This window comes from Polaribacter butkevichii, assembly GCF_038024105.1.
GTDB classification, from domain to species: domain Bacteria; phylum Bacteroidota; class Bacteroidia; order Flavobacteriales; family Flavobacteriaceae; genus Polaribacter; species Polaribacter butkevichii.
The window spans coordinates 3,184,523-3,199,761 of sequence record NZ_CP150661.1; the positions used below are offsets into that span (position 1 = coordinate 3,184,523).

2 protein-coding genes are annotated in these 15,239 nt (G+C 34.9%); both read right to left on the bottom strand.

Annotated features, from left to right (window positions below):
- Window positions 1–270: 270 nt before the first annotated feature.
- On the bottom strand, window positions 271–9,876 hold the full coding sequence (locus WG951_RS13345) for a T9SS type A sorting domain-containing protein (RefSeq protein WP_340914426.1): 9,606 nt from the start codon (window positions 9,874–9,876) through the stop codon (window positions 271–273).
- 509 nt (window positions 9,877–10,385) lie between these two features.
- Window positions 10,386–14,945 carry a PA14 domain-containing protein gene (locus WG951_RS13350; RefSeq protein ID WP_340914428.1) on the bottom strand — a complete coding sequence of 1,520 codons (4,560 nt, stop codon included), beginning with the start codon at window positions 14,943–14,945 and terminating at the stop codon, window positions 10,386–10,388.
- Between the last annotated feature and the right edge of the window lie 294 nt (window positions 14,946–15,239).

Sequence of the window (15,239 nt, forward strand, 5' to 3'; positions counted from 1 at the left end):
TGAGTTAATTTCTTTAAGTTATTTATCTATTTTGAGGTTTCTAAGAATATTAATTTGATATTATAATTAAGTATTAGAGCAAAAGGTTTATTACTATTTTTATTTATAATCTAGATAAAGTAAGCTAGATGAAAACAATAACGTTATGTTTTATAAATTTATCATAAAAAATAAAACCCCAATTAAAAGAAATAATATTCTCTTAATTGGGGTTTTTAAATGACTTTAATTGAGTGTTTCCTCAATTTGAAAAACGAAAGTATTTACTAATTAATACTCAACCATAATTTTTTTATTAACAGTTCCTTTATCCGTTTTCATTTTAACAATGTAAATACCAGTTGGTATTTGTTTTTTGATGTTTAATTGGTAGGTTTCTTTTTGTTCTTTGATATCCCAAAGACTTATTTCTTTACCAAGTATATCAAATAATGTTACCTTATTAATGTTTACTTCTTTATTTTTAATAATGATAATAGCCTGATTATCGTTATCAGCAAAAATGCTTGTCTTTTGGGCAAGTAGTTCATCTTCTATATTAAGAGATGTGTCTGCTGGCACAAAAGCTAACACAAACCTGTCTGTATAAGTACCTGTTTGTAATTGATAACTAGCACTAGCATTATTTATTTGTTGTGTTTTTCCGGTAATTTTATCTTTAATGTAGATGTTTCTACTGATGTTTTTTATATCATCAGCAACAATGGTAATAACACTGTTTTTGTTAACTACTACTTCTAAAGGTACTTCTAAATTATCAGATATTTCTTGTACACCCGCAATTACATAGTTATTGTCGTCGTTAGGAAATTTCCAGTAGAAGTCTGTTGCATTAACATCATACATCTGAGAGTCAAAACCGTTTTCGTAGGCAAAAGAGTTTGCTTTATCAAAAGAGATGGCAATTTGACGATGAAAATTATTACCAATAGTATTGGCATAGTTCATTCCTAATTTTAAAATAGGTAACTCGTTAACAGTCGATTTTTTTAGAGTTTTCTTTTCACTTTTAAAAAGAACAGACTCACCAGATTCTTCTGTAACATATGCTCTTTGGCTATTGTTAAAAACAATTTTATCTTTAGTGTCTCCTCCTATAACAAAGAAACCTTGGCCAACTGCAATGTAAGGTTGTGGGTCATCATATTTAGATGCATCATTACCAACACCAGAACAAGCAATGTAACCATCTTCATCTTCAAATACTACTTGGTCTATTTTAATACTATTTCCATCATCGGTAGAAGTTAGAATAATAGTGCTACCAGATTGTACACATAAATTAATTGTTTTTTCTATGTAATTATTGCTTGTACCTGTAAAAGTAATCTCACCTCTGCTTTCATTATTAACTGTAATTTTTAAATTTTTATCAGCGAGAGATGCATAGGTTATTTTTAAGACATCTACACCGCTAGAAATATTAGAAAATTTAATATAATCAGTTTGGTTTAATGAGACTCCTGAATTTGGTTCAAGTGGAGTAGGCTCTCCTGTATATTCTGCATCTTCAGCCTGAAGTGTATATTGCACAGCTCCTGTAGGATTTGAAGCATACGCATTTGTTGATGTAATTTTATTTTGAGAAGCATAACCACCAATATACCCAGCAAAGTTATGACCAGCAGTTCCTTGTCCATTATTTTCGCCTACGTGTTGCCAGAAATATAGGGTTCCGGTAGTGGCGTCTATATTATCGTCTATAAATTTTCTAGCATTTATTGCAGAAGGGAATGGGTTACCAATTAAATAAGATTCTCCGGTGTCAATTTCATTTTCTGAAGTAAAACTACCATCATTAGGTGTACCAACAAAAGTATAGTTTTGTATTTTACCAGGACCTTTAAAAATAAAACCATCACCTTTTTTAATTGCACCACTTCTGTATTTGTGCACCCAATTAGATCTTCCGTTACTTCCAGGAGCATAAGTGTACACCCAGTAATCTGCTAGTTTAAGAATCCCGCTTGCATAAGAACCATCATACCCTGTAACAAAAGTAATATCTTTTGGATCGTTAGGTGTAGTACCATCTTTAAGTACTTCTTTTAGAGTGAAGTAATCTTTGTAAGTAATAGGAGCTGTAGCAGTAGGAGTGTTTGTAACTGGAGAGCTCATATAGTTGTAACGATATAGATTAGGTACTCTAGATTCTTGGTCTATAAATAGTTGACCGGTTCCGGTAACCGTACTAGAGTTAGCGTGTGTTTGAACTAATTGAGTAGTTGCACCTGATAATCGAATGTTTCCATCTAAGACAATGCTATTTGTAACCACTAATAAATTATCTGTTACTCTTAATTCTTTACCTGAGTTAACTTCTAATTTTCTAGCGCTTAGTCTGCTGCCTGTATGATTGTAGTATTGGTCTATAACAACATAACGAGACCTGTCTGGAAAACCATTATTCCAATCATCATTTTCTCTAATTGTTTTATTAATTCGATGTAAACCTAATAGTGTATTAGCTTGTTTATCAGAATTTTTTATTTCAGAGATTAATGGATCTTGAGGGTGTCTTTTAGTAGCTGTATCATCTCCTCCATATCCAGATTGATAAGGAGCTATTGCATCATCAATAAATACAACCCATTCAATTGCGTCATAATTTTTGTTAGGTGTTAACGTCTCATCAATTCTTACAACTGAAGTATTGTTAGCTACGCTAGAAACGATGTCATATCTATTTTCCCATGAAAAACTTCCTTCTGCTGTTGAAAGTGTAATAATATCATCACCTCCATTAATATCTGTTAATGCATCATTTATTACAGTTGTTGCATCAGCTGCTATTTCTGAATTTAAAATTATTGAATTACTAGAATTTTTAAATAAAACAGAATTACCAGCTTCTAGTATGGTACCAACTGTATAAGAAACATCTGGAGCAATACCTGTTTGATCTCCTGATTTATCTTTGTACAATTGTACTTTAATGGTATTTGCAGGGATATCTGTTATACCTATATTGGTGATTTCAATCCATCTTTCCTTAACCACATCAGTATCAGCACCAAATTGATATACTTGGGTAATCATTGCGTTTGCTGGAGAAGGTACATCTCTATAGTCAAGATCTCCGGTGCCGGGGAAGTCATTATCTTCATCGCCAAAAGCATCTTCTAAAGAGGTATCTAAAATACCAGTATTTGTTACTTTATCACCATTTCCTAAACCATCGTTTACTGTTGATCCATTAGTGCTAGAATCATCATTATCATCAAAGGCATCGTCTAAACCATCTTTGTCTGCATCATTCCCAGATGCAACATTTTGTGGGTCTCCATTTTCAGCAATATCTAAAACACCGTCGTTGTCTGAATCTGCGTCTAAATAATCTGGTAAATCGGTACCGTCTGTGTTTTCTGGGACAAAACCAATTCCACTTGTTTCATAATTATCATCTACACCATTATTATTTGTGTCTGCCATAGCAGTACCAACGCCACTTGGAGTTATGTAACCACTAGTAGTTTGTCCCTCAATATTATCAGGGATTCCATCGTTATCTGCATCAATGTCTAAAAAGTTAGGGAAATTATCAGTGTCTGCGTTACCTTTTGTGTATGAGTCTGCGATCCCATCACTATTCGTATCGGCATCCGTTGTGATTAAAGGCGTTCCTATAGAACCATCTACAGCATCTGCAAAACCATCGTTGTCTGCATCAGTAATGGTATCTACTTTACCATCTTTGTTGGTGTCTGTTCCGCCTGCTTCAATAAGATCTACAATACCATCGTTGTCAGAATCTAGGTCTAAATGATTCGGAATTCCGTCTCCATCGGTATCAACAGTATTACTATTACCACCAATCATTTGACCAGTACCGTCTGTTTTTACAAGTGCATTACCATTTGTAGTACCATCTGGTCCAGGACCATCTGTTGTGTCTGTATCAAACACATCTGCAAAACCATCTTCGTCTGCATCTGTATTTGCATCTACACGTCCGTCTCCGTTGTTATCTACACCACCTGCTTCAATTAAGTCTGGAATACCATCGTTGTCTGCATCTAAGTCTAAATGATCTGCAATTCCGTCACCATCGGTGTCAATAGAATTACCAGCGCCATCTAGCATATTACCAGCGGCATCAGTTTCTACCAAGGCTGTACCATTTGTACCATCAGGACCTGGACCGTCTGTTGCGTTTTCATCATAAATATCTGCCAAACCATCTTTGTCTGCATCCGTATTTGTGTCTACACGTCCGTCACCATTAGTATCAATTCCACCTGCTTCCACAAGATCTGGAATACCATCGTTGTCTGCATCTAAGTCTAAATGATCTGCAATTCCATCAGAATCACTATCAATAGAATTACCAGCGCCATCTAGCTTATTACCAGCGGCATCAGTTTCTACCAAGGCTGTACCATTTGTACCGTCAGGACCTGGACCGTCTGTTGCGTTTTCATCATAAATATCTGCCAAACCATCTTTGTCTGCATCTGTGTTTGTGTCTACACGTCCGTCACCATTGGTGTCAATACCACCTGCTTCCACAAGATCTGGAATACCATCGTTGTCTGCATCTAAGTCTGTACTATCTAAAAGACCATCTCCGTCTGTATCTCCATTCGGGTAATTGTCTGGAATACCATCGCTATTACCATCTGTACCTGTAATAATTAGTGCTTTTGTTGGGACTGTAGTTCCGTTTATATCACCATCTACAAGATCATTAAAACCATCATTGTCTATATCTACAAAATTATCAGCTCTACCATCTCCATTAGCATCTGTTCCGCCTGCTTCTACCACATCTGGAATACCATCGTTGTCTGAGTCTAAGTCTTGTGCATCTGAAATACCATCTCCATCTGAATCTGGATTAGAAATAGGAGTTCCTGCAGACCAACCAGTAGAACTTCCTGCGGTGTCTGTATCGTCATAAGTGTTTGCTAAACCGTCACCATCAAGATCTACCATTGTTGTAGGGTCTCCAGGAGTTGGGTAATCTATTACACCATCTCCATTGGTATCTACACCACCTGCTTCTACAATATCTGGAATGCCATCGTTGTCTGTATCCAAATCTAAATGATTAGGAATACCATCGCCATCTGCATCATATACATCCGGAATACCATCGTTATTAGAATCTGTATAGTCCGTTGTACTACCATCTCCAGTACCACCTGCAGTATCTGCAGTATCTTTATAGTTTGGTATGCCGTCTCCATCTGCATCGCCATCTGCAAAATTCACTCCATTTTCTGCAGTATCAGGAATACCATCATTATCATCATCTAAATCTACGCTATCTGGAATACCGTCTTTATCATTATCCTGTACATCTCTATAATCTACATCTCCACCAGTACTTACATCACCATCGGTGTCTGTAAAGTTATCCGCTTGTGTATTGTCATACTCTCCATTTACATCAGTATAACCTAGGTCTGTGTCGCTGGTTTCTATAGCATCTACTAATCCGTTAGTGCCTACAGCACCTGTTACAACACCACTTCCATCATTGGCTAATCCACTTCCAGATTCAATAATATCAAAAATGCCATCATTATCTGCATCTAAATCTAAATAATCTGCAGTATCAGCACCGTCTGTATTTACGGGTACAATAAGAGTTCCGGTAACACCAGAACAATTTGCGCCGGTACAATCTGGGTCATACGCATCATCTAAACCATCCTTATCGGTATCTACCCCTGTTGGAGCCACATAGCCTAAAGTAGTTTGTGCTTCTATATTATCTGGAATTCCATCATTATCTGCATCTAAGTCTAAGTAATCTAGAATACCATCACCATCTGAACTTGTTGGCATAAGACCTGTATTTGCTGATGTAGGTATACCATTTGAACCTGTATTATTTACATTGTTATCATCATCATCTGCTCTTCCATCATTGTTTGAATCTGTTCCTCCTGCTTCTGTTACATCTGGAATACCATCGTTATCTGAGTCTAAATCTAAATGATTTGGAATACCATCATTATCCGTATCTAAAGCCGCACAATATTTAAGTTCAAATAATTGTGTTGTAGCATTACTATTGTCTCCATTTTCTTTACCTACTACAATAATAATTTCATTTAAAGGCCCTTGAGAAGATATTAAAACCCCATTAGATGGAGCATTTGCTCCGATAGCATTACTTACAAGAGATTGTCCTGTAATTTTATAGCTTCCCGAAGCTAGTGTACTATTGCTAATTGTTAAAGGAGTATTTGAACCGTTTAAATTGGCTAAAAAATCAGTTCTGTCAGAATGATCAGAACCCCCCCATTTAAATTCTACATTAAATACTGGTTGTGTAAAAGTTATTTTATACACTGCAGCACTAATAGTTGCTGCATTTGCAGGATAAAAAGAACCTGAAGGGAAATTAGTAAAATTGGGTTGCGTATTTATATAGTTACCATCTACACCAACCGTAGGCCCTTTACTTGACACACCCGCTACCCATTGAGCAGCATTTATTAATTCATAACTAAAAGTAGCACTTGTACCTCCAAAAGAATAAATGTTTGCAACATTACCAGAAGCATTTCCTCCATTTGTATTTGTTGAAGTGTTTGTAAAAGCTTGTCCTAAATCTATGTAAGAAGTAGAAGGACAACTAAAGCCTTCATCAGTATCTAAGATACCATCATTGTCATCATCTAAATCTACGCTATCTGGCACACCATCTTTATCATTGTCATTCTCTTGAGCATCTCTATAATCTACATCTCCACCGGTATTTACATCCTTATCTGTATCTGTAAAATTATCTGCTTGAGTATTGTCATACTCTCCATTTACATCCGTATATCCTTGGTCTGAATCGCCTGTTTCTATTGCATCTACTAATCCGTTAGTACCTACAGCACCAGTTACAACGCCATTACCATCATTTGCCAATCCACTTCCTGATTCAATAACATCAAAAATACCATCGTTATCAGAATCTAAATCTATATAATCTGCAGTATCGGTATTGTCTGAGTTTATAGGGTTGATAATTGCTCCGCTTACACCAGAACAATTTGCGCCAGTACAATCTGGATCATAAGCATCATCAAAACCATCATTATCGGTGTCTGCTCCTGAAGGTGCTACATAACCTGTTGTAGTTTGTCCTTCTATATTATCAGGAATTCCATCATTATCTGCATCTAAATCTAAGTAATCTGGAACACTATCTCCATCTGTACTTGTTGGTGTAAGACCTGTACCTGCTGAGGTGGGAATACCATTTGAACCTGTGTTATCTGCATTGTTATCATCGTCATCTGCTCTTCCATCATTATTAAGGTCTATTCCTCCTGCTTCTGTTACATCTGGAATACCATCATTGTCTGCATCTAAGTCTAAGTAATCTGGAATACTATCTCCATCTGTACTTGTTGGTGTAAGACCTGTACTAGCTGAAGTTGGAATACCATTTGAACCTGTATTGTCTGCATTATTATCATCATCATCTGCTCTTCCATCATTGTTTGCATCTGTACCTCCTGCTTCTATAACATCTGGAATACCATCGTTATCTGAATCTAAATCATAAATGTTTAAAACACCATCTTTATCTGTATCTCCAGAACATGTACCTCTTAAAATACTAAATGCATCTAAAGCAATATCTGCCCCTAATTCTTCAGGACTAGTTTGCACTAAAACAATATCTATATTTTTTGTTACTGATGCAACAAAATCTGTTTCGTTTAACTGCCAATTTTGATTGCCCTGTGTAATATTATTTAAACTAAAATTAGGGATTCCTGCAGGTGTACTTGTACCAGCATTATAAAATTCAAATGAATAAGAACTTACATAAGGGTTTGTATTTGTAACTTCTGCTGCATAAACTGCTACAGAATACGCTACACCTGCCACTACAGTTACGTTATCAATACTAATAATTTCTCCAAACCTACCATTTCCATTATAATCTATACCAAGTTCTCTACAAACATTAGTATTTGTATTTGCTGCAAATGCATTAAAAACAGCAGCTTTACCCGATGGTACCGGATGCAAGCCTTTAGTAGCCTCTACAACACCGGTTGTTGGTTGCCAACATGTTATTGTTGAAGGATCTAAAAGAGTAATACCCCCACCTTTAGGCACATTACAACCCGTAATTGCACAAGCAGCGTCATCAACACCAGCATCTGTAACAAAACCAGCTGCCTCAAAATTTTGTGTAACAACAGGAACAGAATACACGATACCCATACATTCATCAGTATCTAAAATACCATCATTATCATCATCTTCATCTGCTCCGTCTGGTACACCATCATTATCATTATCATCACAAGTATTAACTACATTATTTAAATAATATGCATTTGGTGTACTGTAAGAAGCTGCAGTAACTCTACCTGTTGTAGGGTTTACAGCCGGTGTGCCTGAGCCATAATACCCGTTGTTGTCTGCGTCTGCATCTGGGTTAGCTCCTGCAACATAATAGGCTTCGTCTGTATCAGAACAACCATCGTTATCTGAGTCTGAATCTAGGTGATTAGGGATGCCGTCTCTATCTGTATCTATGTTTTCGTAGAATAGAGGAGTTGTAGACCAATTAATAGTAGGTAAACATGGGCTCATCGATACTGAATGGTAAGAGGTGTTAGATCTAGCGTCTCCAAATCTGATGCTTACAGATGAACTAAGTGCATAGATACTTGTTATTTGATATTCTGGTTTATCTGCTGCTATATCTGCTCCAAGAGTACCATCACTTATATATCCTTTACTAAAACCTCCTACATTAGCTGGTTGACCAGTATAAGTATTTAGTTTATTTGGTGTGTCTGTTTGTAAATTATCAGAATAGCCATCTTTATAGGTTACAAATTCATTTAAATCATTATCTATAGTTGTTACTATATATGTTGTTTCGGGTGCAGGAATATTAGTGTCTGCAACAACAAAATCTATTTTAAACTCTGTAAAGCTAGTGGGACTAGCATGCTGAATTTGTGGTTGAAAATTATTATCTACACCTGCTGTAGTTCCTGGTACATCTAACATTACTATTGATGTATCTGTAGATGAAACAATTGTTACAATAGCATCTACTCCAGTATAAACATCATTATATATAAATTGATCTCCAACTGTTGGAGTCGCAACATTAGATCCGTTGTAAGAAAATGGTCCATTAATTACTCCAAATGAAGGTGAAACTTTAGTAGTACAATCTACTTGATTGCGTTCTTCTTCATCAGAAATACCATCGTTATCATCATCTTCATCACATATATCTGAAATGTTATCTCCATCTGTATCTACATTTCCAGAGTTTGGTGCATCACACTGATCAAAAGCTTCTATATAATTAACAGTTATTTTCCATGTGTTGTTATCTACTTTAGTATATGTAGTATCACACCCACCAATGTTAGAATTTCTACGAGGAACAATTAAAAAGGTTAATACTCCTGTACTGCTCACTCCGTTAGCAATATTTATTGTTCTGTTGTAGTTTTGAGTACCTCCTGTAATGCCTTGTCCTAATGCGTAAAAAGGTTCTGATGTGTTTGTTTCTTGATGATAGATATAAGAATACTGTTGCGCTTTAGTACTTCCATTTAGAGATGTCATGTTGTAGGAAACATTTGTACTTGTTACAGTTGCTCCTGCAGGTATAAATAACTGTAGATAACTATAACTAGCACAATCTGTAACGCTTAAACGAGACGTTGGTATATCTCCACTAGTATAGGTTACAGAAGATGATTGTTGTCCTAGCGCATTTTGAAATGCTAGAAGTAAGAGAATGGGTAGTAAAAGGCGCGAAACTTTTTTTAATTTTAATATTGATGCTATTTTACAAAATAGCAAGTAAAAGCCAAGGCCTACTAATTTGAAACGAATTATTTCCCCAAATAATTTCGTTTCTTTTAGATGTTTCATCATGTAAGAAAATTTTAAGAATGCAAAAGTAGTAATTATTATTTACTAAACAACTATATGTAGGTATCTGTAAATGAGTAATATAACTTTTGTTTGACTAATTTAATAAAAAAAAATGATTTTTCCTATTTTTTTATTTAGTTTTCTATTTTTAGAAATCGATATTCGAATAGGTGTATTATTTTATTTTTTAACACATATAAGGTGTTGTATATTAGTTTTTTAGTATATTTTTTTGATATTTATTTTAGTCTTCTTTTTTTAGAATCTAAAAATTGAATGAATCGATTGTGTCAGTTTCTAATTATTTAACTCTTTAAAGGATAGGAACAACAATTTTATGTTAAGATTTACGTTGTCGTTTTTTTTTTTTTTTTTGAATGGATTGATTGAGTTTTAATGGTAAAAAAAGAAATCCCCAATTATAAGAATTAAATTTCTTTTAATTGGGGATAAGTAGTTTTTTATCTAGGAACCTATTTGTTTATAATAACGGAGGTTTGTAATGTACATTATTCAACCATAATTTTTTTATTAACAGTTCCTTTATCCGTTTTCATTTTAACAATGTAAATACCAGTTGGTATTTGTTTTTTGATGTTTAATTGGTAGGTTTCTTTTTGTTCTTTGATATCCCAAAGACTTATTTCTTTACCAAGTATATCAAATAATGTTACCTTATTAATGTTTACTTCTTTATTTTTAATAATGATAATAGTCTGATTATCGTTATCAGCAAAAATGCTTGTCTTTTGGGCAAGTAGTTCATCTTCTATATTAAGAGATGTGTCTGCTGGCACAAAAGCTAACACAAACCTGTTTGTATAAGTACCTGTTTGTAATTGATAACTAGCACTAGCATTATTTATTTGTTGTGTTTTTCCGGTAATTTTATCTTTAATGTAGATGTTTCTACTGATGTTTTTTATATCATCAGCAACAATGGTAATAACACTGTTTTTGTTAACTACTACTTCTAAAGGTACTTCTAAATTATCAGATATTTCTTGTACACCCGCAATTACATAGTTATTGTCGTCGTTAGGAAATTTCCAGTAGAAGTCTGTTGCATTAACATCATACATCTGAGAGTCAAAACCGTTTTCGTAGGCAAAAGAGTTTGCTTTATCAAAAGAGATGGCAATTTGACGATGAAAATTATTACCAATAGTATTGGCATAGTTCATTCCTAATTTTAAAATAGGTAACTCTTTAACAGTCGATTTTTTTAGAGTTTTCTTTTCGCTCTTAAAAAACACTGATTCTCCAGACTCTTCTGTAATGTATGCTCTTTGGCTATTGTTAAAAACAATTTTATCTTTAGTGTCTCCTCCTATAACAAAGAAACCTTGGCCAACTGCAATGTAAGGTTGTGGGTCATCATATTTAGATGCATCATTACCAACACCAGAACAAGAAATATTACCATCGTCGTCTTCAAATACTATTTGGTCAATTATAATACTATTTCCATCATCGGTAGAGGTTAGTGTAATAGTACTACCAGATTGTACACATAAATTAATTGTTTTTTCTATGTAATTATTGCTTGTACCTGTAAAAGTAATCTCACCTCTGATTTCATTATTAACTGTAATTTTTAAATTTTTATCAGCGAGAGATGCATAGGTTATTTTTAGAATTTCTACACCACTAGAAATGTTTTCGAATTTAACATAATCAGTTTCGTTTAATGAGATTCCTATAGTTGGACCAGAACTATTTGGAATTCCTGTATACTCTGCATCTTCAGCCTGAAGCGTATATAATACGGCTCCTGTAGGGTTTGATGCATAGGCATTTGTAGTTGTAATTTTATTTTGAGAAGCATAACCGCCAATGTATCCAGCAAAGTTATGACCAGCGGTTCCTTGGTCATTATTTTCACCTACATGTTGCCAGAAATATAGGGTTCCGGTAGTAGCGTTTATATTATCGTTTATAAATTTTCTAGCATTCATTGCAGAAGGAAACGGATTACCAATTAAATAAGACTCTCCGGTGTCAATTTCATTTTCTGTTGTAAAACTACCATCATTAGGTGTGCCAACAAAAGTATAATTTTGTTCTTGTCCAGGGCCTTTAAAAATAAAACCATCACCTCTTTTTATGGTGCCTCTTCGGTATTTGTGTTCCCAATTAGATCTTCCGTTGCTGGCTGTAGCATAGGTGTAGATCCAGAAATCTGCTAGTTTAAGAACTCCGCCTGCATAAGAACCATCATACCCTGTAACAAAAGTAATGTCTTTTGGGGCGTTAGGCGTAGTGCCATCTTTAAAAACAGTGATAAGAGAATAGTTATCTGCATTTGGATTGGTAACAGGTGAGCTCATATAGTTGTAACGATATAAACTAGGTATTTCTGAATTTTGATCTATAAACAATTTACCGGGCGTACCTGAATTTGTAACTTTACTAGTACTTGTGTGTGTTTGTATTAGTTGAGCAGTGGCTCCTGTTAATCTAATATTTCCATCTAATAGAATACCATTTGTAACCACTAAAACATTATCTGTAACTCTTAATTCTTTAGAGGTATTTACATCTAATTTACGAGCACTAAATCTACTGCCAGTATGATTGTAATCTTCATCTATAACAACGTAACGTGACCTATCTGGATACCCATTGTCCCAAGTGTTATTTGCATTTGTAGTTGTTTCTTCAATTTGATGTAAACCTAACAAAGTATTTGCTTGCGTATTTGAATCTTCTATTTCAGAAATTAACGGGTCTTGAGGGTGTCTTTTAGTGCTAGAAATATCTCCTCCATATCCAGCTTGATAAGCATCGATGTTATCGTCTATAAATGCAACCCATTCATTAGTGGTGTAAGTGGTATTGGGTGCTGTTGTTTCATCAATTCTAACATAAGAGGTGTTGTCTGTAAATGCTTCTATAATGTCATATCTATGTTTATATGAATTAGCATCATTACTAGATGATAATGTAATAATATCGTCTGCACCTGCAAAATTTGTGATGTTTGTATCATTTAAACGAAGGGCACTACTGTTGATGTTTGTAATTACATTATTTAAATTACCTAGTAAAACAGATTGTCCTGGGGTTAAAACAGTATTAACGGTATAAGTGGAGTTAGGAGAAACTCCTGTTTGATCTCCTGATTTTGAATTGTATAATTGTACTTTTATGCTGTTGGCAGCGATATTATTTGTGTTATGGATATTGGTGATTTCTATCCATTTATCTGAACCAGATTGATATACTTGAGTAATCATTGCGATTCCGTCTTCTGTAAGATCTCTATAGTCTACATCTCCAAATGTTAAAGCGTCACTATCTATATCAGTAAAATTGTCGGTTTGGGTGCTGTCAAAACTACCATTAACATCGGTGTAGTTATCTCCATTATCTAAGGTGTTTTCTAGTCCGTTTGTGCCTACAATTCCATCTGTTCTACCTGCAGTGTTTGTAAGTACAGAACCCGATTCTACAATATCAAAAATAGTGTCACCATCAGAATCTAAATCTAAATAATCTGGTACAGTATCCGCTCCGGTTGTTGCAGTAGCATCTGTATTTAAAGGTGTTATTCCAAAAGAATTTGCACTACCGCTTAAATTATCGTCGTAAGCATCATCTAAACCGTCGTTGTCAACATCATCTCCAGAAGGTTCTAGGTAATCTCTTGTAGTTTGCCCTTCAATGTTATCTGGAATTCCGTCGTTGTCTGAGTCTAAATCTAATGAGTTTGGTATATTATCTCCGTCACTATCACAATTACCTGGAGATAAATTGCTAAACGGAATGGGTACTCTTGATGGTGAAGAAGTGCTTGCGTATTCAACAATTAAAGAATGTTGGCCGAAATTTTCGAAAAAGAGCACTTTAATGGTATGAGCACCTGCATTTAGTAAAACAGGAGTTCCTGCTATAGGGCCTCTTGCTGCATGTGGTCCGTCGTAATCTGCTACTTCGTTTCCATCAATATATATTTTAGAACCATCATCTGAGTTTAAGTAAAAAGTGTAAGTGTCTGTTGTTGGTATTTTTATAAAACCAGTGTATCTTATGCTGTAGGTATTGGCATCAGTAGGAGTAACAATAGTCTGTAATGCTGTTACGTCAAAATCTGAAACTGTACCCACGCCAGTTACTCCCGTTGTAGGTATGTTGTCTACAGTATTAGAAGCAGGAGATGCATTATAAAATTCATAATTTAAACTACCGGTACATTCTATGTTTTCTTCTGTGTCTAAAATACCATCATTATCATCATCTATATCAATAGAATCTGTAATACCATCATTATCTATATCTGTTATATCTGTAATTGTTACACTACCATTATTTCCGTTTGTTTGGTTTGCTCCAGAAGCAGCACCATTTGCTCCTGCTGCAATTGTACTAGTAACGTAGCCTGTAAAAGTAGTGTTAACAAAAGAACCACCACCACCAGCAGAACCAGCGCCACCAGCAGCACCTCCACCAGAGTAACCTCCACCAGCAGCAGCGTAAAAATCACCAGCACCACCACCTCCAGTAAGACCTCGTCCACCAGCTCCGTTTCCAGAAATTGCAGTACCTCCTAGAGCTAGAGTAAAATCTACTTTAGCTGCTTCACCACCAAGACCAGAAGAGCCATTACCACCAGCAGAGTTAATACCACCACCACCACCAGAATCTGAATTAGAAGCACCTCCATTACCATTAGTACCACCAATACTACTGTTTGAAAAACCTAAATTAGCGGTTCCATTGTCTCCATTTGTAGTGTTATTAGCGCCAAACCCAACAGCATTGACTGAGTTATCACCACCACCACCACCACCAGCAACTAAAATTAAAGTATTGTTAATATAAATACCTGTACTACCACCTCCACCAGCTTCTGAGCCACCGAAGCCTCCTTCTGCTACTAGATATCTAATAACGTCTCCGTTGTTTAGGTTGTAGGTTGCGTTAATGGTAGCTCCGTTACCTCCAAAAGTATTGGTTCCATTTCCTCCATTACCTCCAGTAATAACAAAAGAAATTTGTTTTGGTCCACCAGAAATTGTGTAAGTGCTAGATTCTACTGTGGTAGTTGCAACTACCGTTTGACTCATTATTTTTGTGGTAGAAAGACAGATAAAACTAAAAATTAGTATTAATTTAAAATAGGTGGTAAGGGGTTTCATAATTTATTAATTTATAATTCATAATTATTTTAGAACAAACTAATTATGAGGGTCTTCTTGTTTTGGGACACCTTAATTTATTAGAAGTCACATGGTTATTAATAAAAGTTATCTCAATTATGTTTCTTAATATTTTACTTTTTATATCAATTCTATAGTTTTAATGATAAATTATTAATAGTTAATTTTTAACTAAATAGCTATTAATTGCTATTGTTTTAA

Excerpts from the sequence above, each read along its gene's own strand:
- WG951_RS13345 (WP_340914426.1), bottom strand. The coding sequence starts at position 9,876 with ATGATGAAACATCTAAAAGAAACGAAATTATTTGGGGAAATAATTCGT.
- WG951_RS13350 (WP_340914428.1), bottom strand. The coding sequence starts at position 14,945 with ATGAGTCAAACGGTAGTTGCAACTACCACAGTAGAATCTAGCACTTAC.